The 20,423-nt window shown below is 67.1% G+C and carries 18 protein-coding genes; 12 read left to right on the top strand and 6 right to left on the bottom strand.

The window, feature by feature from the left end:
- Positions 1-4 precede the first annotated feature (4 nt).
- Positions 5-880, top strand: coding sequence for a metal ABC transporter permease (locus EV647_RS09135; protein ID WP_202876129.1), 876 nt, complete (start codon positions 5-7; stop codon positions 878-880).
- Positions 881-899: 19 nt separating this feature from the next.
- On the opposite strand, the gene EV647_RS09130 is transcribed toward EV647_RS09135, so the two are convergent.
- Positions 900-1,421, bottom strand: a complete 522-nt coding sequence (locus EV647_RS09130; protein ID WP_134000916.1) for a MarR family winged helix-turn-helix transcriptional regulator — start codon at positions 1,419-1,421, stop codon at positions 900-902.
- A 113-nt stretch (positions 1,422-1,534) separates the two neighbouring features.
- Here EV647_RS09130 and EV647_RS09125 point away from each other — a divergent pair, with 113 nt between their 5' ends.
- The gene (locus EV647_RS09125; RefSeq protein WP_134000914.1) at positions 1,535-2,473 is read left to right on the top strand and encodes an NADP-dependent oxidoreductase; all 939 of its coding nucleotides are present in this window, start codon (positions 1,535-1,537) and stop codon (positions 2,471-2,473) included.
- Between the two features lie 214 nt (positions 2,474-2,687).
- Positions 2,688-3,083: a hypothetical protein gene (locus EV647_RS09120; protein ID WP_134000912.1), complete on the top strand. Its 396-nt coding sequence runs from the start codon at positions 2,688-2,690 to the stop codon at positions 3,081-3,083.
- On the opposite strand, the gene EV647_RS09115 is transcribed toward EV647_RS09120, so the two are convergent.
- Positions 3,080-3,850, bottom strand: a complete 771-nt coding sequence (locus EV647_RS09115; RefSeq protein ID WP_134000910.1) for a maleylpyruvate isomerase family mycothiol-dependent enzyme — start codon at positions 3,848-3,850, stop codon at positions 3,080-3,082. The two genes, EV647_RS09120 and EV647_RS09115, sit on opposite strands and share 4 nt — an antisense overlap.
- A gap of 93 nt (positions 3,851-3,943) precedes the next feature.
- On the opposite strand from EV647_RS09115, the gene EV647_RS09110 reads away from it, so the two are divergent.
- A complete protein-coding gene (locus EV647_RS09110) occupies positions 3,944-4,687 on the top strand; it encodes a hypothetical protein (RefSeq protein ID WP_134000908.1) in 744 nt (247 codons plus the stop codon).
- A 4-nt stretch (positions 4,688-4,691) separates the two neighbouring features.
- Here EV647_RS09110 and EV647_RS09105 read toward each other — a convergent pair whose 3' ends face one another.
- On the bottom strand, positions 4,692-5,249 hold the full coding sequence (locus EV647_RS09105) for a hemerythrin domain-containing protein (protein WP_134000906.1): 558 nt from the start codon (positions 5,247-5,249) through the stop codon (positions 4,692-4,694).
- A gap of 137 nt (positions 5,250-5,386) precedes the next feature.
- Here EV647_RS09105 and EV647_RS09100 point away from each other — a divergent pair, with 137 nt between their 5' ends.
- The gene (locus tag EV647_RS09100) at positions 5,387-6,178 is read left to right on the top strand and encodes a class I SAM-dependent methyltransferase (protein WP_134000904.1); all 792 of its coding nucleotides are present in this window, start codon (positions 5,387-5,389) and stop codon (positions 6,176-6,178) included.
- Positions 6,179-6,407: 229 nt separating this feature from the next.
- Here EV647_RS09100 and EV647_RS09090 read toward each other — a convergent pair whose 3' ends face one another.
- Together EV647_RS09090 and EV647_RS09085 are read right to left on the bottom strand one after the other, a co-directional pair.
- Positions 6,408-7,553, bottom strand: coding sequence for a cellulase family glycosylhydrolase (locus EV647_RS09090; RefSeq protein WP_134000900.1), 1,146 nt, complete (start codon positions 7,551-7,553; stop codon positions 6,408-6,410).
- Positions 7,550-9,094 carry an FAD-dependent oxidoreductase gene (locus EV647_RS09085; RefSeq protein WP_166680256.1) on the bottom strand — a complete coding sequence of 515 codons (1,545 nt, stop codon included), beginning with the start codon at positions 9,092-9,094 and terminating at the stop codon, positions 7,550-7,552. The genes EV647_RS09090 and EV647_RS09085 overlap by 4 nt, the downstream gene beginning before the upstream one ends.
- 72 nt (positions 9,095-9,166) lie before the next feature.
- Between EV647_RS09085 and EV647_RS09080 the strand changes: the two genes are divergently transcribed.
- The 5 genes from EV647_RS09080 to EV647_RS09060 all read left to right on the top strand — a co-directional run bounded on the left by EV647_RS09080 (position 9,167) and on the right by EV647_RS09060 (position 14,000).
- Positions 9,167-9,892 (top strand): helix-turn-helix domain-containing protein, encoded by a 726-nt coding sequence (locus EV647_RS09080; RefSeq protein WP_166680255.1) that lies wholly within the window; start codon positions 9,167-9,169, stop codon positions 9,890-9,892.
- Positions 9,893-9,999: 107 nt separating this feature from the next.
- Positions 10,000-11,376: an extracellular solute-binding protein gene (locus EV647_RS09075; RefSeq protein ID WP_134000896.1), complete on the top strand. Its 1,377-nt coding sequence runs from the start codon at positions 10,000-10,002 to the stop codon at positions 11,374-11,376.
- Complete coding sequence (locus EV647_RS09070; protein WP_134000894.1) at positions 11,357-12,253, top strand: carbohydrate ABC transporter permease; 897 nt, start codon at positions 11,357-11,359, stop codon at positions 12,251-12,253. The genes EV647_RS09075 and EV647_RS09070 overlap by 20 nt, the downstream gene beginning before the upstream one ends.
- Positions 12,250-13,134, top strand: coding sequence for a carbohydrate ABC transporter permease (locus EV647_RS09065; protein WP_202870894.1), 885 nt, complete (start codon positions 12,250-12,252; stop codon positions 13,132-13,134). Before EV647_RS09070 ends, EV647_RS09065 begins: the two co-directional genes overlap by 4 nt.
- A complete protein-coding gene (locus tag EV647_RS09060) occupies positions 13,131-14,000 on the top strand; it encodes an NAD(P)-dependent oxidoreductase (RefSeq protein ID WP_202870893.1) in 870 nt (289 codons plus the stop codon). The genes EV647_RS09065 and EV647_RS09060 overlap by 4 nt, the downstream gene beginning before the upstream one ends.
- Here the strand turns inward: EV647_RS09060 and EV647_RS41925 are convergent.
- Positions 13,973-14,968 (bottom strand): LacI family DNA-binding transcriptional regulator, encoded by a 996-nt coding sequence (locus tag EV647_RS41925; RefSeq protein WP_166680254.1) that lies wholly within the window; start codon positions 14,966-14,968, stop codon positions 13,973-13,975. The two genes, EV647_RS09060 and EV647_RS41925, sit on opposite strands and share 28 nt — an antisense overlap.
- A 97-nt stretch (positions 14,969-15,065) precedes the next feature.
- Here EV647_RS41925 and EV647_RS09050 point away from each other — a divergent pair, with 97 nt between their 5' ends.
- Together EV647_RS09050 and EV647_RS09045 are read left to right on the top strand one after the other, a co-directional pair.
- Positions 15,066-17,828: a sugar-binding protein gene (locus EV647_RS09050; protein WP_134000890.1), complete on the top strand. Its 2,763-nt coding sequence runs from the start codon at positions 15,066-15,068 to the stop codon at positions 17,826-17,828.
- Between the two features lie 4 nt (positions 17,829-17,832).
- The gene (locus EV647_RS09045) at positions 17,833-20,391 is read left to right on the top strand and encodes a glycosyl hydrolase (protein WP_134000888.1); all 2,559 of its coding nucleotides are present in this window, start codon (positions 17,833-17,835) and stop codon (positions 20,389-20,391) included.
- Positions 20,392-20,423: the final 32 nt, after the last annotated feature.

Below are 20,423 nucleotides of genomic sequence, written 5' to 3'. Positions count from 1 at the left end.
CGGCCTGGACAGTCTCGGCACAGTCTGGTCGGAGATCTTCGACTTCTCCGATTACGGACAACTCCTGCCCCTGTTGAAGAACTCGATCCTCGCCTGCGTCGTGCTCGGCATCGTCGGCGGCCTGATCGGCGTGTTCGTGATGATGCGCGACATGGCGTTCGCCGTGCACGGCGTCAGTGAGCTGTCCTTCGCCGGCGCGGCGGCCGGCCTGCTTTTCGGCGCCGGCGTCGTCACTGGGGCTCTTCTCGGCTCGCTGACGGCAGCGCTGTTGATCGGCGTACTCGGTGCGCGCGCCCGGGACCGCAACTCGGTGACCGCCGTCCTGATGCCGTTCGGCCTCGGACTCGGGATCCTGTGTCTCGGCCTCTACCACGGACGGGCGGCGAACAAGTTCGGCCTGCTCACCGGGCAGATCGTGGCGATCGACGATCCGCAGGTCACGTCGCTCATCGTCATCTCCGCCGTCGTGGCAGTCGGTCTGGTGGTGATCTGGCGGCCGTTGCTGTTCGCGAGTACGGACGCGGACGTTGCCGCTGCCCGCGGTGTCCCGGTCGGCGTCCTGTCGATCGTCTTCATGATCCTGCTCGGTCTCGCGGTCGCGGTCTCGGTCCAGATCGTCGGCGCGCTCCTGGTGCTCTCGCTCCTGGTCACACCCGCGGCCGCAGCGCTACGGGTCTCCTCGTCACCGGTCTGGGTTCCACTGCTCAGCACGGCCTTCGCCGTGGTCGCGTCGGTCGGAGGAATCCTGCTCGCCGCCGGCAGTTCGATCCCGATCAGCCCTTACATCACAAGCATCTCCTTCGCCATCTACCTGTCCTGCCGCCTCCTGTCCGTACGCCGCACCTCGCATGGATCGCCCGAGCCGGCCCCCGCCACCTGACGTGAGGAACTCGTCTGGCCTAGGGAGCTTGGGTCGTGCCGGTCGTTTTCTTGCGCCGTCGTGGTTCTGCTGACCGTGGCGGCGTTCGACGCATGTGGTCGCGCGCGCGGGCGAGGATGTCGGCGAGTGTCTCGATGTCGGAGCGGGACAGTGGGGCGAACAGCAGGTCGTCGAGCACCGCGATGTGACCAGGGAAGACCCTCGCGAGCACGGCACGTCCCTCGTCGGTGATGGTGACGGTGGTGCTGCGCTCGTCGTCGGAGGACGGCGTCCGGGTCACCAGGTCCCGCTTCTCCAGCGTCTGGGCCTGGTAGGTCAGTCCGCTGCGGCTGTAGACGACACCGTCGGCCAGATCGGTCATCCGCTGACTGCCCGTCGGGGAGTCACCGAGGGTGGCCAGGAGCTGGAACTGCACGTAGCTGAGATCTCCGGCCTCTCGCAGCTGCTGCTCGACGGCGTGCTTCAGCAGGCTGCTCGCCTCGATGAGGGCGAAGTACGCGCCCAGCTGCGTGGCGTCCAGCGAAGGCCGCGGTGAGGTCATGGGCCGAGTTTATCAGTGCTTCTAACTCGAAGTACTTGCTTCGACTTCGAAGCAGAGGTACGGTGGTTCTCAGTTGCTTCGAATCCGAAGCACATCGCCGAAGGGAAGAAATCATGAAGGCAGTACGGTTCCACGCAACGGGCGGCCCGGAGGTTCTGCGCTACGAGGATGCCGAGCAGCCGGTCCCCGGCGCCGGTGAGGTGCGCATCCAGGTCGCCGGCTCGGCGTACAACCCGGCCGACGGCGGCATCCGCGGCGGTTTCCTGCCGATCCCGGTGACGCTGCCGCACGTTCCGGGCTACGACGTCTCCGGCACGATCGACGCGCTCGGCGACGGGGTAGAGGGCCTCACCGTGGGCGAGAACGTCGTCGGGTTCATCCCCATGAACGCTGATGGTTCGGCAGCGCAGTACGTCGTCGCGCCGGCGAGCGCACTGGTGAAGGCGCCGGTGCGTATCCCGCTTGCCGATGCCGCCGGGCTGCCGTCGGTCGGGCTCACCGCCTCACAGGCACTCTTCGAGGCCGGCCAACTCAAGGCCGGTCAGCGGGTGCTGATCAACGGTGCCGGCGGCCCTGTGGGCGGGTACGCCGTGCAGTTGGCCAAGCGCGCCGGTGCGTACGTCATCGCCACAGCGAGCCCTCGCAGCAGCGAGATCGTCAAGGCGGCCGGTGCGGACGAGATCATCGATCACACGGTCACCTCTGTGCTCGATGCGGTCGCCGAGCAAGTCGACGTACTGCTCAATCTGGCCCCGATCACCCCGGACGGGTTCACCGCCCTGGTCACACGGGTCCGCGATGGCGGCGCGGTCGTTTCCACGACCCCGACCGTGACGACGCCAGGCGACGATGAGCGCAACGTGCGCGCGGCCACGATCTTCGTCCACCCCGACGCGGACGTGCTCTCGAACCTCGTCGCCCTCATCGACAGCGGCGACCTCCACGTCGAGATCGCCCGGCGTGTGCCGCTGAGCGAGCTGCCTGCGATCCACCAGCAGGCCGAGGCTGGACAGATCCACGGCAAGGTCGTGGCCGTCCCACCCGCCGTCTGACTTGCTGAAGGTTGGGCTGCTGCAGGCCGTGTCTGTTGGCTGTTCTTCCGAGCCGCACGCCGGGGGAGCGCCGCGGGCGTAGTGTGGGAGGACAGTGTGCGATTGGCAGTGACCGTGAGCATCTAGTTCATGACCTGCAGGCAGCGCGCAGTGCCGATGAGAGGGAAGCGATGGATGTGCTACCCACACCTTTACTGCGGCCGATGATGTTCCGGTGAGCGCCGACGAGCGGGCAGATCTCGCCGATCTGCGAGAGGCGGAGCTGGAGACGCGCGAAAGAGCCGTCGAGGACAAGGAGTCTGCGGCGCTGCTCCGTGACCGGAAGAACCGAGCCATCCTCGAGGCCGCCGAGGAGCGCGACGAGCGGGCTGACGAGCGCGACGTGGCTGCGGATGCGCGCGACCGAGCCGCCAGCCTGGACTCGTTCCTCGGTGACGCCGATTACAGCCCTGGGTACAAGTCCAGGATGTCGGCCGGCCTGGACCGGCAGGATTCGAAAGGCGACCGGGCCTCGGCCGCCGACGACCGGAGCAATCTGACCCAAGACAGCCGGGAGGAGTCCCAGCCCGACGACCAGGAGACGGGCTCCGGCGGTGCCGTCACCGACTAGTAGCCGGGGAAGACCTTTCGGAGCTCGTCGAGTGTGACGTTGCCGGTCACGCTCACACCCGCGGCGTGCTCGGTGCCGAGCCGGCCGGTCAGCAGCCGCACTACGGCCTCTGCGGGACCTTCGAAAGTGGCCGTCGGGTCGCCGACCGCGTTGGTCACGGTGACCGTGTCGGTGATCTCGATACCGCCGCCTCGGATCGCCAGACGGACCTCCTGCTCCAGCTGGTCGGCCTTGCCGGAGAAACCGAGGAGGAAACCCAGGGGCCCGCTGAAGAGCTCGATGAGCAGCTCGGCCGAGTCCGGATCCAAGGTCGCCGACGGGTCGACTCCGACACGTACATCCCAGGAATGGTTGGCGACTTCGTTCAGCCGCAGGCCGAGCGCGACCACCAGCGGCACCGGCTGCGGCAGAATGCCCAGGTCGATCTGGCGATCACGCTGCTCGGGACTGAGCCCGTCGACGGTGTCGAGGTACGCCGCGTTGTGTTTGACGAACGCGGCCGCCTGGTCGGCCGGCGACGAGGCGTCCCAGCGGGCCCAGATCGCCTGGTTGTCCTCGGCGTCGACCTGCTCGCCTGCGGCGATCGCGATCGGTTTGCGAGAGATCTCGGCACCGCTGCCGAGGTGCGAGAGCGCCTGAGCGACGGTCCACTCCGTCGCCCCGCTGCGGGCCCTCAACTGTTGCTCGGACAAGGTCGGCACCAACGCAGCGAGGGCATCGTGGTTGGCACGCAGCGCCGCGACGGCGCGGTCGACAAGAGTAGTCACACGGGCCTCAACCTCGCAGCCCACAACTTTCTTCCGCCCGGCTGAGTAGTAGTACCGATTCCAGGGGTGGCAGGGCCGGGCAGTCTGCTGGGTATGTCGAAGATCTGGGTGTTCTGCGGTGCCGTGGTCGTCACGATTGTCGCGGTCGTGCTGGTCGCGATCGCCGACGTACCACTCCAGGAGATCCTGTCGTTGTTCCTCGGCGTACTGTGCCTGCTCTGGTTGATTCTGCTGCTGACTGTGCCGTGGAACCTTTATTTCCAGGCGCACGCGCTGATTCACGAGATCCGGACGAGCCGTGACCGCGGCATCGACGTACCGGCCGACCGGGAGCCGGAGGCACGACGCATCGCCTCCCGAATGCGCTGGTTCGCGGTGGGGTCGCACCTGGTGTCGGCGGCACTCGTTGCCCTGATCACCTATCTGTCCGACGGCGCGATCGGCTACTACCTGGCCGGCCTCTACCTGGTCAGCACGTTCTTCCGCCCGGCCGGCGCCTACTTCGGCTACCTGCGCGAGCGGATGACCACCATGCTGCAAGACGTCAAGCACCCCCGCGACGACGTGATCGAAACCCTTCGCCGCCTGGACACCATGAAGGCCGACCTCGAGACCCTGCACGACGCATCAGACGATCAACGCCGCCGCCTCACTCACCTGGAGCAAAGCCTCGCGACCGCCGAAGCCGGCGCCACGGCCCGAGACAGAGCCTTGCACGCCAAGGTGGACGCTCACGCCCGCCAGTTCGAACACTCCCTGACCCGCCTCACCGACAACCAGGAAGTAATAGCCGGCCTCAAAGCCTTCCTCCGCCTGGCCCGGTCGGAACTCAGCTGACGCCTCAGCTCTCGGCTTCTGTCTCGACCTTCTTCTGGAGTTCGTCCTTGCTCAGGCCCGAGGTACCGGAGATGCCCGCGTTTCCGGCTTGCTGGGCGAGTTGTTCGCGGGTCATGTCGCCGGGTTGCTCGCCGAGGTGTTGTTTGCGGCTGGCAACGAAGGCTTCGCCGAGCTCCGTACGGCGTTCGTCGGACAGGTTGGACCGCATACCAGGCAGGACCTTGGTCTCCTCCTCCTCGACGTGGTGCGACACCGCGTCGATGAGGTTCTGCAGAACCTGGTCGAACTGGTCCGATTCCGGATCGGTCGCGGCGAGTTTCGCCAGCAACTGGTCGGCCTCGATGTGCTCCTGCTGACTGTGCGAGACCTCTTCCTTCTCGCCGGCCTCGGCGGCCGCGACCGGGTAGACCTCCGCCTCTTCGGCGCGGCTGTGAGCGGTGAGCAACGTGGTCAGCACCGGCAGCAGGTTCGGACGCTTCTCGGGGCTGTCCTTGAGCTCGTCGAACAGTCGCTCGACCTCACGGTGGTCCTGCATGATCAGATCGACAACGTCACTGGCCATCTCATTCGTCCTTTCACCCGTTGTGGTGATCACCCAGTACCCGGCTCTATGCGGCCATGGAGCACCTGCGATCGTGTTGGCCAGCACCGAAGTGTCAGTACCGCAGGTGTCCGCTTGGCTGTCACAGGGAGTTGAACGTGCAGGACGATGTTGTCGACCCCGTTGCCCACAATCGGGCAGCCTGGGACAAGTATGTCCAAGAGGGCAACGAGTGGTCGACGCCGGTGACTACTGAGGAAGTCGAGCGCGCCCGAAGGGGCGACTGGTCGATTGTTCTCATCGGGCATGAGCCGGTCGACCGCTCCTGGCTGCCGACGGACCTGACCGGCAAGGATGTGTTGTGTCTGGCCTCCGGCGGTGGCCAGCAGGGTCCGATCCTTGCCGCCGCAGGCGCGCGGGTCACCGTGTTCGACAACTCACCCGGCCAGCTCGGCCAAGACCAGTTGGTGGCGGCGCGCGACGGACTCGAGCTGCGCACCGTCCTGGGCGACATGAGCGACCTCAGCGCCTTCGGCGACGCGACATTCGACGTCGTGTTCCATCCGGTCTCCAACCTGTTCGTACCGGACTTGGCACCGGTGTGGCGGGAGTGCTTCCGGGTCCTGCGACCGGGCGGAAGCCTGCTCGCGGGCTTCCTCAACCCCGATGTGTACTTGTTCGACCACGAGGCGCTCGACGAGCGCGGCGAGCTGATCGTCGTGCACAAGCTGCCGTACAGCGATGTCACGCAGTACTCGGCCGAGGAACGCGCCACGAAGTTCGGCGCGGATGCCGCTCTTGAATACAGCCACACCCTCACCGCCCAGATCGGCGGGCAGCTCGCCGCGGGGTTCGTCCTCACCGGCTTCGCGGAAGCACCGCACCAGTCCGACGCATCCGCTCAGTACATGTCGCACTATTTCGCGACGCTGGCGGTCAAGCCGAGCTGACCCAGCAGGCCGACACGACCGCGGTCCGGAACGCCGGTGTCCCCCGGGGGATCGCCAGCAGATCCATCAGCCCGAAGAGGGCCGCGAGAAGGGCTCCCACGATGCCGATCAGCCACCCGCTCTGTGCATGTGGCTCATGATTCCTCCGCGACCTCAGTCGCCTATTTCGCCAGTACGCATTGGCGATAGAGGCCATTCCCTGCTGCTCGGGAAGGAGCTATGGGCCGTCTCAGGCGGGTTCGATGAGGACTTGTGGTGGTTGGCCGTTCGACCACTTCGCGGCCCATTGGGTTGCGAAGTGGAGGTCTGCCGGGGTGTCGCGAGGTAGGAGGACCGGTGCCGGGGCGAGGTTGCGCTGGCGGTCTGCTGTCTTTCGGAGGTCGGTGGTGACGTCGGCGAAGCGGTGTCCGACGGGCTTGACGCGGTTGTGTACGTCGAGCAGACCGAGGTCGTACTCGAGTGGCGCGAAGCCGCCGTGATCGGGTCGGATGTCGTGCGATGCCCACCAGGACAATCCGGAGACTCCGGGAACCGACAGGGCCTGACGGATCAGTTGTTCAGCGGCGTCCTCGACGGCGACGTCGGAGACCCATTCCGGGGCGATGCCGATTTCCTGCACCCAGATCGGCCGTGGGGTGGTTTGATGTGCCGCCGCGACCTGGGCGAGGTACGCGCCGATCGACCAGGCCAGGTCGTTGTTCTCGCCGAAGTGGTCGAGGAAGCCGCTGAAGTAGGGCCAGGCGTGGACGGTGGTGATGTCGGGTTCGTTGGCGAGGAGGGCCGGGCTGAAACCGATCTTGTCGGTGGTCCACGGCTGGTGGTCCGCGCCGAGGACGACGGGCAGGTCCGGCGCCGCGGATCGTACGGTCCCGATCAGGGCGCGCGCCCAGCTGTCCAGGTCCTCCTGGGTGACGGTCTGTGGTTCGTAGCCGACCAACATGTTCGGTTCGTTGCCGAGGTCGATGCCGGCGCCTGCCGGGTGTTCGGACACGAGTTCGGCGACCGAGCGGAGCAGGAGCCGGGCGGCGGAGATCGCCAGTGGGTCGGTGAAGAGGTTGTGCTTCGGTAGCCACGGAGGACGGAAGACCCAGCCGGAGAGGAACCCGTTCAGGACGGTCACCCAGACATCCAGGCCGACGTCGTGCGCGCGGTCGAGCACGATGGACAGCCGGGACATCGCGCTGGCCGACACGGAGGTCGGGAAGGGCTGGAAGACCGGCCACAGGCATTGGATGCGAATGTGGTCGCAGCCGAGCGCGGCGATCGCGGTCAGATCGTCGGCGATCGAGTTCTCGTCGAAGTCCAGCCAGGCGCTCCACCATTGCTCGCGCGGCACATAGTTGACCCCGAAGGCGGGCCGGTCCGGAGCCATCATCGGGCCCCGTCAAAGGTGTTCCACGTGATGACCTGCCCCCGGTCGACGAGCCGGTTCTGGAGGTCGGCGATGTCGAGGTTCTGTACGTCGGTCTGCGCGCGGAGTGACTGCACTGCCGCGACGGCCGCGGATTCGGCCAGCACGCAGAAGACCGGCTCCATGCGTGTCGCGGCATAACCGATGTGGGAGGCCGACAGGCAGACCGGAACCAGAAGGTTGCCGCAATCGGCCCTTCTCGGCGTGATGGCCCGGTACGGAACGGGGTATGGATGGCCGGTGCCGAGGTGACCGCCGATGAACATGTCGCCTTCGGTCGCCACGCCGAGCTGCCCGGTCTCCGGGTTGCGGTGCGGAATCCGTCGTACCGGATAGACGTCCACGCCGAAGAGCGCGAGGCCGATGCCGTCGCCGGGCCGGGTCTGGTTGCTCACGTCGTCGCGTGTGACGGTGTAGACGCCGTCGAGGCGTCGCGCCGCCCGCACATACAGTTGCGGCGGCCAGCCTTCGGTCTCCGGAAAGACGCTCGCATCGAGGCCGTACGCCGCTGTTTCCGCGCGGAACTCTGCCGGTACGGCGGGATCGGTCGACAGGAAGTGGTGGAGTCCGCGGAGGTAGTCGATGTGGTGGCGCCAGATCCGGGACCGGTCGTCCCAGTTCCCGTTCTGGTACGCGCGGCTCACTCCAAGCGGAGCGTTGGTGATCAGGGATGCGCGCTGATAGTTGTACTCACCCGAGTTGATCCATCCGGGGAAGATCCCGCGGAGGGCTTCGAGGTTCGGACCGAGGTGCGCGACGTAGCGTCGTACCAGCTCGTAGTCGGCAGGGGAGTAGCCGTCGGGCGGAGTGAGGTTCGCGCGGCGAGCCGGGTCGGTCGTGACGTAGAAGCGGTAGTTGTAGGCCTGCGTGTAGTCGTCGGCCGCGCCTACGGGCAGACCGTGGTCCGGCTCGATGAGGGGGAGCAGTCCGCTGGTCCTGTCTCCGGGCACCACGTACGGGTCGATCGGCGTCCAGTTGGTGACCGGGTGAACGCCGGCCAGGTCCTCACCGTAGGCGTCGCGCGCCTCGCGCCCGGTGCGGTAGGGGACGCCGGCGAGTGCCATCAGATCGCCCTCGTACGACGCGTCGATGAAGACTGCCGCGCGGACGTCGCCGCCGGGCACGGACTCCGAGGCCGGGAGTGGAACGCCCCACTTGTCCGGTCCCGAGGTCTCCAGGTGGATGGCGGTGATGCGGTTGCCGTCGCGGGTGACGGAACGGGCGCGGTGCTCGAAGATCACCTCGATGCCCGCACCGGCGATCCAGTCCTGGAATGCACGCTGGACGTCGTGAGGGTTGTTGCCGAACCCGAAGACCGTCGTACTGGTGAGGCCGCCGACGGCTGCCGGGATCGGGCAGTCCTGGGCCGGCTTGATACCGGCGCTGAGCATGCCGCCGAGCCATCGACTCGGCTCGATCAGGACGACCGATGCGCCTTCCTGATGAGCGGTCATCGCGGCAACGCAACCCGCGGGGGTACCTCCGTAGACACAGACATCGACCATGACCTGCACTCTGGCGCTCTGCGAACCCTCATGGACATGGCGGATCCGGGCATGAGCATGTACTTTTTTGCCGTGCTTACGCTCGACGGCTACCTGCTCGCGCCGCGCCGGGCCCGCTTCAGTCTCACGTACGACACCTACGAGACCTGGAGTCTGCTGTTGCCCCGGAGCGGAGCGTTCGCCTTCGAGGTTTCGGGGGCGCCGCCCGGGGTGGCGAGATTCGGAGACATCGTGATCTGCCCGCCGGGCGGGACGCTCCGGCGGAAGATGCAGACACCCGTGTCCTTCTTCCATGCTCGCTTCAGTACCGAACTGGAGCCACCCGTCGGCTGTCGGCGGGTGCGGGATCTCGACCGTCTCCGCGCCGACCTGTCGATGCTCGAGGCAACGGACGGTCACGCGGACCTGGTCGCGGCTCACGTCGTCACGGACCTCGTCCTGATGACTTTGCGCGCGCACCACGATGCACCCGCGGACGAGCTGGTGGAACGTGCGACGGCGTACATCCACGACCACTTCGCCGTACCGGACCTCTCGCTCGGCGGTCTGGCGACCGTTCTCGGTATCAGCCCCGCACAGCTCTCACGGCGATTCAAAGCGGTTCACGGCGTCACACCGGTCCTCTACCTGCGCCGCCTCCGGATACGGAAGGCGCGCGAGCTCCTCGTCGAGACCGACGACACGCTGCAGGCGGTCGCCGAGCGCTGTGGGTACCGCAGCGCCTTCTACCTCAGCCGCGTGTTCAGCAACCACACGGGCCAATCTCCCTCTCGGTACCGCCACACCAACCGGGTCTGACGGCGACGCCACAGGGCCAACCTGAGGTTGGGTCTGGTGTTTGCGAAAGCGCTTGCGCTACTCTGCGGAAACGGCCGCTCGCGCCCTATCCCCGCTGAGGAGTTCGCATGTACCGACCCCCGATCCGTTCCACCGCAGCGCTCACGACCTCCCTGGTCCTGCTGGCAGGGCTGGTGGCCTGCTCCAGCGCCCCCTCGTCCTCCTCGGCTGCGTCCGGTGGCTCCGGGCAGGTGACGCTCACGGTCGGTGACCGTCCGTCCAGTTCCGATCCCGCCAACCGGGCGTCCTTCGACAAGAAGGTGGCCGACTTCCAGAAGGTCAACCCGGACATCAAGCTGAACCCGGTCGAGACCGTCTGGGACGCGACGACGTTCCAGGCGCAGGCGGCCGGCGGACAGCTTCCCGACGTACTGAATGTGCCGTTCACCGAGCCGCAGGGCCTGATTGCCCGCAAGCAGGCCGCTGACCTGACCAAGGTGCTCAAGGACGACGGCCTGCTCGACGAGCTGAACCCGAACGTCCTGAAGATCGCCCAGGACCGGTCCGGCAATGTGTACGCCGTACCGACCGCCGCGTACTCGATCGGGCTGATCTACAACCGCGACCTGTTCACGAAGGCCGGACTGGACCCGGACAAGCCGCCGGCGACCTGGGACGAGCTGCGGGCGGACGCGAAGGCGATCACGCAGAAGACCGGGCAGGCCGGCTATGCGCAGATGACCACGAACAACACCGGCGGCTGGATGTTCACCACCCAGACCTACGCGTTCGGCGGGTCGATCGAGAACGAGGACGGCAGCAAGGCGACGTTCGACGACGCCCCGTCCAAGGCCGCACTGCAGCTGCTGCACGACATGAAGTGGACCGACAAGTCGATGGGCCAGGCGGTGCTGTACGACATGGACGGCATCTCCAAGGCGTTCGCGGCCGGCAAGGTCGGCATGTACATGGCGGCGCCCGACCAGTACCGCACGCTGGTCCAGACGAACGGCCTGAAGTCGTCGGCGTTCGGCATCGGTTCGTTGCCGCAGCAGGGCGGTGACCACGGCACGCTCAGCGGTGGCAGCGTCCAGATCGTCAGTCCGGATGCGACGGACGCCGAGAAGGCGGCGGCGGTCAAGTGGATCAAGTTCGCCTACCTGAACAAGTACGTGAACCAGGACGCGGCCGTGACGAGCGCCAAGAACAATGTGGCAGCGAAGCTGCCCGTCGGTGTGCCGGGCCTCCCGGTGGTCGCGGCCGACCAGTGGTCGACGTACCAGTCGTGGATCAAGCCGTACGTCAACGTGCCGCAGGAGAACTTCGCGCCGTACACCAAGGTGGCGGCCGACCAGAAGATCATTCCTGAGCCGCCGGTGAAGGCTCAGGAGGTGTACGCCGCGCTCGATCCGGTCGTGCAAACCGTGCTGGGGAACGCGAAGGCCGACATCCCGGCGCTGCTGACCAAGGCGGCCGGCGCCGTGAATGCCAAGCTCGGGCGCTGAGTTGCTCCGCCGCCTGCGCAACGGAGTGCCGGCAGTGCTGTTCGCGCTGCCGGTGCTCCTGATCTTCCTGGTGTTCTCGTGGGGCCCGATCGTCAAGGGCCTGGTGATGAGCGTTCAGCAGACCAACCTGATCGATCCGGTCAAGTGGGTCGGGCTGGAGAACTTCCGGTACGTGCTGACCGATCCGGCGGTCGGCCAGGCGTCGCTGAACACCCTGTGGTTCACCTTGCTCGCTCTGCTGTTCGGCTTCCCCGTGCCGGTGCTGCTGGCGATGTTCCTGTCCGAGCTGCGAGGCAGGTCCTGGCTGTACACGATGCTGGCCTATCTGCCGGTGATCACGCCGCCAGTGGTCGCCATCCTGCTCTGGCGGTTCTTCTACGACCCGTCGCCCAATGGCATGTTCAACACCATCCTCGGCCACGTCGGGCTCGGACCGTTCCTGTGGCTGGACAGCCCGGGCTCGGCGATGCCGTCGATCGTGCTGGAAGCGACCTGGGCCGGCGCCGGCAACGCGGTGATCATCTACCTGGCGGCACTGACGTCCGTACGCGCGGACCTGTACGAGGCGGCTGAGCTCGACGGTGCCGGAGTGGTACGTCGGGTGTGGCACGTGATGTTGCCGCACCTGCGGAGCGTCCTGCTGCTGATGCTGCTCCTGCAGGTGATCGGGACGATGCAATTGTTCACCGAACCGCTGCTGTTCACCGGTGGCGGACCACAGGGCTCGACCATGACGATTCTTCTGCTCATCTACAACTACGCCTTCGTCAACGGGGATTACGGCGCAGCCACCGCGTTGAGCGTCCTGCTGGCGCTAGGTCTCGCCGTACTGTCGGCTGTCTTCCAGTTGGCCACCCGCGGCTGGAGCACCGAGTGAGCGGGGAGCGGGGTGCGCTGTCGGACTCGGACCGCAGACTCACCCGGATCCGGGTCCCGTTCGTCGTCGGACAGGTCGTCGTACTCGTCGGATTGCTGATCGCCGGACTCGGTCCGCTGCTGTGGTTGCTCAAGGCAGCGATCTCGCCGACACAGGACAGCATCCGCTCACCACTCGCGTGGTTCCCCTCCGGCCAGGTGCAGTGGGGCAACCTCGCCACCGCCTGGCAGCAGGGTCACATCGGCTACTACCTGGGGAACACGGCCATGATCGCGGCAGGTACGGCGGTTGCGTCGCTGATCGTCTGTACGACGGCCGGGTACGTGCTGAGCGTCCTACGGCCGCGGTGGGGAGCCGTGCTGTCCGGAGCGATCCTCGCCACGCTGTTCGTGCCGCACATCGTGTCACTCGTCCCGCTGTACCTGACCGTGCTGAAAGTGCCGGTAGTGCACGCCAACCTGACGAACACGTTCTGGGCGGTCTGGCTGCCGCCCGCGGCCAGTGCGTTCAACGTGCTGATCGTGAAGCGGTTCTTCGACAGCATCCCCCGCGAATACTTCGAAGCTGCCCGTATCGACGGCGCCGGTTCGATCCGCGTGTTCACCTCGCTCGTGCTCCCGCTGTCGCGGCCGATCCTCGGTGTGGTCGTGCTGCTCAGCATCATCTCTTCGTGGAAGGACTACCTGTGGCCCCTGCTGGTGCTGACGAATCCGGATCTTCAGCCGGTCTCGGTGGCGTTGCCGAAGATCGCCAAGGTGACGGAGCTCAACATCCAGTTGGCGGGTCTGTTCCTGGCCCTGCTGATCCCGGTGCTGCTGTTCCTGGTCTTCCAGCGAGCATTTCTGCGTGGCGTGGGCCTGTCTGGGGGGATCAAGGCGTGAAGCGTGTTCTCGTGACGGGTGCGGACGGCTCGATCGGCCGGGCCGCCGTCATCGGGCTGCAGAAGAGCGGGTACGACGTCACCGGCCTGTCGCTGCGCTACGACCACACCAGTACGGCGGACCGTCCGCTGGCCGGTGATGCGCGATCGGCGAAGGATGTGACGGCAGCACTCGACGGTGTGGACGCCGTACTGCATCTCGCGGCGATTCCGCATCCCAGTCTGGGTACGCCGGAGGAGGTGTTCGAGAACAACGTCGCGGCGACGTTCAACGTCCTGGCGCAGGCCGGGCAGCAGGGGATCGACCGGGTCGTGATCGCCAGCAGTATCAACGCGTTCGGCGTACCGATGAACGTGAACGAGGTGCAGCCGGCGTACTACCCGCTGGACGAGGAGGTGGAGGCCGACATCGCGGATGCGTACTCGTTGTCCAAGAGCGTCGACGAGCAGAGTGCGCGGATGGCGTGGCGGCGATGGGGAACCAACGTGATCGCGCTGCGGTTCCCGCTGGTGAAGACCCGCGAGGAGCTGTTCAAGTTCGCGGCCATGGCCGAACGCGACCCATCCGTGATGGCTCGGGAAGGCTGGGCCTATCTCGACCTGCGCGACGGCGTCCGGGCGATCATCGCCGCGCTCGAGTCACCGGCCGGCGGGGCACATGTGGTCGGTCTGGCGGCGGACGACATCCTGATCGACCGGCAGACCGACGAACTGTTGCGTGAGTACGCGCCGACGGTGCCGCTGCGGCGGCCTGTCACGGGACGTGGATCGCTGGTCGACACCACCCGGGCGCGGGAGCTACTCGGCTTCAGGCCGCAGTACTCGATCCACGACGAGGATCAGGTGGTCTCCGCGGTCACGACCTGAGGAGCGACGTACTGGATGCCGGGCTGAGTGCCGGGCTCGAGGAGTTGGGCCGCTACCTGGCGGCCGATCTCCTCGAGGCCGACGTCGATGGTGGTCAGGTGCCGGGAGACGCGCTGGTCGTGCATCAGCTGCTCCCAGTTGTCGACGCCGATCAGCGCGACGTCACCGGGCACGTCCCGGCCGGACGCGCGGACGACGCGTTCGACGCCCCGGGCGATCTGGTCGCTGCCGCAGAAGATCGCGTCGACGTCCGGAACCTCGGCCAGCAGCTCGGCGGCCGCGTCGGCGCCCCAGCCCTCCCGCCAGCGGCCGAACCGCACCGGGCTCGCCCACTCGAGCCCGGCGTCCGCCAGCACCTCCTGAGCCCCGGCCGCCCGGCGCTGGGCGGCGTTGTCGCGCGGCTCCGCGGTGATGTGGGCGATCTTCCGGCGGCCCTTGGACAGCAGATGCCGTACGGCGAGCCGGCCGATCTCGTTGTCGTCGGCGGTGATCGTGACGTCGTCGGGGTCCTCGGTGAACGTGAACGCGTAGATCACCGGGACGTCGAAGCGGCTGGTCAGCGACGGCGTCGGGTACGACGTACCGGTGCCGATCACGATCACGCCGTCGATCCGGCGGGCGCGGAGCTGCAGGATGCTCTCGGTGACGTCATGTTCGTCGATCCGCGCGTCGTACAGCAGGATGGCCTGTTCCTTGGCGCCCAACTCGGTGGCGGCGGTGGCCAGCACCACGCGGGTGAACGGGTTCGACGCACGGTGGGTGAGCACGCCGATGGTCTGGCTGCGGCCGCGGGCGAACGAGCGGGCCAGGGCGTTGTGCCGGAACCCGAGCCGGTCCGCGGTCACACGGACATGCTCCCTGGTCGCCTCCGAGATCCGGTCGGTGCCGTTCAGCGCCTTGGAGGCCGTCGACAGCGACACCCCGGCCGCGGCGGCGACATCGGACAGCGTGATCACGGAATCGGCCATGTGCACATCGTAGTCAGCTTCGAGCCGTTGACAGCGGGCTCCGGCGGTATCAAGGTGTGATTTGCGAAACCGCTTTCGCTTCCGAGGAGGAGCACCCATGGCCCGTCGCCGCTCCGGCGTAGTCAGTCTTCTCACGGCCGGCCTGTTGCTGGCCGCCGTACTCCAGTCACCCGCCCGCGCGGCGGCAACCGCTGCGCCGGCCCTGACGATCACGCCGACGACGGTCGGCAACACCTTCACCGCAGGGCAGCAGGTGAAGCTGGGCTTCAGCACCGACGCCACCACCGTCAACTGGACGGTCCGTGACGCTGGTGGGACCGAGGTGGCCAAGGGTTCCGCGCCGGCCGCCACACTCAACGGGCAGCTCACGTTGGCGATCAGTGCGCCGGGCTGGTACCAGACCGATCTCACAGCGGTCGGATCCGACGGTACGACGACACTCGGCGGCACGGACTTCGCCGTACTGAGTCCGCACGACTTCTCGACGTCCACCGACACCCGGATCGGCGTCGCCGGCGCGCTGGCGTTCGGCGGCGCGGCCAATCCAGGTCTGGAAGCCGTACCGCTGATGGCCAAGGGCGGTATCTCCACCGACCGCGACGAGGCGTTCTGGTCGGCCGCGGAGACCACGAAGGGCGTCATTCAGTTCCCGCAGCGGTACAAGGACTACAAGGCCACGCTGGACGCCAACAACATCGACTTCCTGAACATCCTCGACTACGGGAACTCGCTGTACTACCCGGACGAGGCGCCGTCGACCGACGAGCAGCGTGCAGCCTTCACCCGGTACGCCGTTGCGGCCGTCGACGAGTGGGGCACCGAGCACACGACGTACGAGCTGTGGAACGAGTGGAACCTGCGCGACCCGAACGGCGCCGCGAAAGCCAGCCCGGAGAACTACGTCGCGCTGCTGAAGATGGTGAGCGCCGCGGTTCGGGCGAAGCACCCGGACGTGAAGCTGACCGGTCCGTCGCTGGCGGTCATCAACGACTGGCAGGGCTGGTTCACCAAGTTCGCCGACCTCGGCGGGCTGGACTACGTGGACGCGGTCACGATTCACCCGTATGTGCAGCCGCTGGACCCGGAGGCCTCGGTCACCTACGTGAACACCATCCGCAACATCATGACAGCACACGGCTCGAACAAGCCGATCTACATCACAGAGCAGGGCTGGGCGACCGGGACCAACCCGAGCTCGGTGTCCGAGCCCACGCAGGCCCGCGACCTGGTGCGCGGCCACTTGCTGGCCTACGGCAACGGTGTGGCGCGGTACAGCTCCTACAACTTCATGGACTCGGGCACGGACCCGTCGAACGTCGAGCACCGGTTCGGCCTGGTGCGCAACCGGCTCGACTCGCGCGGTGCGCTCGTACCCAAGCCGTCGTACGTCGCGACCGCCGTCCTGGCACGCCAGATCGACGAGTTGCCGTTGATCGGCCAGACCCGCTTCGGGAGCAACGGGTACGACGTTTCGTTCAACGCCGGCGGAGGACAAAGCGTCCACGCAGTCTGGTCCGCCACCCCCGGAGTCGTGGCCGCGACCGCACCTGCGGGCTCGACCGTCAAGGTGACGAACCTGTACGGCGTCGAGACTGCACTGACCGCAGACGCCGGCGGGCACGTCTGGGTCAGCGCAGGGCCGGAGCCGATCTATCTGCGGGGCGCGATCACCGGACCCATGCTGCCGTCGAGCCGATTCGCGTTGTCAGTCGCACCGGAGGTCTCCGGTGACCCGGCCACGGGCACGCTGACGTTCACGAATCCGGACCCCGTCACGCACGCCTTCACTGTCACCGCCGGCGGTGGTCAATCGAGCGGTTCGGTGACGGCGGGCGCCGCGGTGACTGTTCCGGTGAGCTATCCGGCACAAGAATCGACCGGTCCGCGGACCTACTCGGCCTCGGTGAACGTCGACGGCCGATCGGTTGCTTTGCTCTCAGTAGCCGGTACGGCGACCGCACCACTGGCGATCACCGGTTCACACGTTCTCAACGGAGCCGGCAAGGACCTGCTCCGGTTCCGGGTCACCAATGCGTCCTCTCGTCCACTGACAATCGACGGAGTGGACTGGGCATCGGGTTCTGCCTCCGGGACGTTGCTGACCGGTGTCACGGTCGCATCGCACGGTACGTCGTACGCCGATGTGGAGCTACCCGTTACCGCGGCGTCCACCTGGTCGGCCACCATCCGACGTACCGGTGCTGCCGGCATCCGCGCAACGGGCAAGCTCAATCCAGTGGTCGCAGCGACGCACGGTGTCAGGCGCACGGTCGCACTCGACGGCGTCATCGACCCTGGTGTGGCCGCGTTGCCTGCTCTCTCCCTGACCGGCACCGGAACACCGCCTGTCCAGGGATGGGGCGGACCTGACGACCTTTCGGGGTCGCTCTGGCTCACCCATGACGACACGAACCTCTACGTGTCCGCACGGGTGACCGACGACGTGTTCGCACAGCCGAACCGGAACGGCAACATCTGGGCCGGAGACAGTCTGCAGCTGGGCATGTCGGCCGGCGCACCAGGCGAAGCACCACAGGTCCAGGAAATTGGTGCCGCACTGACCGATGCGGGGACGGTGGACACCTGGCGTTGGACGCCGGTGAGTCAGGCCGGGACGCCATCCGGTGTGCAGGCCAAGGTCGGCCGTGACGCGGCCGCGCACACCACGACGTACGAGATTGCCATCCCCTGGACGACACTCCAGTTCGCGCCCGAGGATCGGTTGCTGTCGGCAACCGTGGTGATCAACGAGAACGACGGCACCGGCCGACGCGGCTGGCTGACCTGGGGCAAGGGTGTGGCGGAGGCCAAGAACCCGGCCGGATTCAACCCAGTCTTCCTCGACCCGTCGACCCACTGATGCCATGAAACGCCTACTCGCCATCGTCTTCGCAGTCTGCCTCCTCGGCTTCGGTACGGTTGCCACCGCCCAGGCCGCCGTACTGACGCTCACGCCGATCACTGTCGGAAACGTCTTCACCGACGGCCAGCCGGTGAGGTTCGGCCTCAACACGGACGCGGCCTCGGTCAGCTGGTCGGCGGCCGACGTCAACGGCACCGTCGTCGCCAGCGGCACCCAGGCCGCCGCCAGCACATTGCAGATCCCGCTCACCACCCGCGGGTGGTACAAGCTCACGGTCCAAGCCGGTACGACGACCGCGCAGACCACGTTCGCCGTCGTCAGTCCGGTCAGTACGTCGCCGATCGCCGGACTCACGTCCCACCGGATCGGCGACTTCGAGAACACCGCCGAAGGCTGGACGTTCTATCCCGGGAGCGAATATCCCGGCGCCACCGGCAGTTTCGCCCTCGACAGCACGAACAATCACTCCGGGTCGAGCTCGGGAAAGCTGTCCGCCAACTTCGGTGCCGGCGGCGCGTACGTCAGCGTCAAGCGGCCGTTGGCATCGGTCAACGCGACCAGCGTCAGCTTCTGGGCGAAGTCGCCGAACCTGTCGTTCCTCACGTTCCGGCTGACCGATTCCACCGGGCAGGTCCATCAGCAGCGCCTGACGTTGTCCGGGGCAACCGACTGGCAGGCGCTGGCCGTCACGAGGTTCGACGGGGGTAAGCAGTACGTGCACTTCGGTGGCGCCAACGACGGTGTCTGGCACGGCCCGGCCAAGGCGGTCGAGGTCGTGCTGGACAAGGCGGCCATCTCCGGCGCGACGACCACGACCCTGAACCTGGACGACCTCGCACTGAAGGCGCCGGCCGGCAAACCGACCACACCGCTCGGCGACTACGAAAGCGCGGCCGAGGGCTGGTCGTTCTATCCCGGCAGCGAGTTCCCAGGCGCGACGGGCAGCCTGGCGCTCGACGCGACCTCGGCCGCAGCCGGGACCCAGTCTGCCAAGCTCTCGGGAAACTTCGCCGGCGGCGGCAACTACGTCGCCATTCAACGAACCATGGTTCCTGTCGATCTGACCGCCCTCAGCCTGTCCGTCAAAACCAGCCAACTGTCGGCCATCGGGCTGCGGCTGACCGACGCCACCGGGCAGGTGCACCAGCAACGATTGCCGCTGTCCAGCTCGACCGCTTGGCAGCAACTGAACGTCACCCGGTTCGACGGCGGCACCGGCTACCTGCACTTCGGTGGCGCTGACGACGGCATCTGGCACGGGCCGGCGAAATCGATCGTGGTCACGCTGGACCGCAGCTCGATCATCGGCGGCGGTACGACGGCCACGGTCAACGTCGACGCGGTCGCGGCGACCACGGCTACATCGCTCATTGGCGCCGGTACTCACTTCGGCCAGTCGTGGAGCACGGCCCCGATGCCACTGCTCACTCTGTCCGGCGCCCGCGGTGGGCGTGACGAAGCACAGTGGTATCAGGCCGAGACGACCCGTGGGACCTACGCCTTTCCGGCGAAGGTCACCAACTACCTCCAGTCCTGGCAGGCGAACGGCATCGACCCGCTGCTGATCGCCGACTACGGCAACTCGCTGTACGACGACGTACCGGAGGACTACTTCGACGCACCGTTCACCGACACCGGCCGAGCCGCGTTCGCCAACTACGCCGACGCCCTCGCCACGCAGTTCCCGCAGATCAAGAACCTGGCGATCTGGAACGAGTGGGATGTCAACGCGGCCGGCCCGTCCAACAAGACACCGGAGAGTTATCTCGCGTTGCTGAAGGCAACGTACCCGAAGCTGAAGGCCAACCACCCGGGGCTGACGATCGTCGGCGGCGGTGACACCGACGTCACCCAGGTGGCCTGGTTCGAGGCGTTCTGCCAACTCGGCGGGCTGAAGTACCTCGATGTGGTGTCCATCCACCCGTACAACTTCCTGAACGCTCCCGAGGGGCTCAGCGCCGCGATCGACCGGGTCCGGGCGTTGATCCGGCAGTACAACGGCGGCGTGGACAAGCCGATCTGGGTCACCGAGTCCGGCTGGTACACGGGGACTTACCAGAGCAACGTCAGCGAGCCGACCCAGGCCATGTACGCCGCCCGGGCCCAGCTCGCCGTCCTCGGCCGCGGCGTCGACCGGTACTACCTCTACGACTTCATGAACGACGGCATCGACCCGGCGGACAAGGAGGACAACTTCGGTCTCGTACACAACCCGGCCGATGCTCTCGGTGCATACACACCCAAACCGTCGTACGTCGCCTACGCCACCGGCGCTCGCCAGCTCCGCGGCGCGACGTTCCTCGGCCAGGAGTTCCCGGGCAACGGGCTGATCGACCAGGTCTTCGCCGCCAACGACGGCACACCACTTCGGGCGATCTGGGCAGCCAGCGGCCCTGGCACCACAGTCACAATCAACGCGACCGGCCCGATCCAGGTCACCAACCTCTACGGAGTCTCGACGACCTACACCCCGGACACGAACGGCAAGGTCAACGTGCCGGTCGGCGTCTGGCCGACATACGTCACCGGATCCACCGTCACCTCAGTCACGACCCCATGACCGAGGGGCGGCCTTCGGATTCCTGAAGGGCC

Source organism: Kribbella sp. VKM Ac-2566, assembly GCF_004366005.1.
Taxonomy (GTDB): Bacteria; Actinomycetota; Actinomycetes; order Propionibacteriales; family Kribbellaceae; genus Kribbella; species Kribbella pratensis.
Note: the sequence above shows the minus strand (reverse complement) of the source record. Positions and strands in the feature narration are given on the sequence as shown.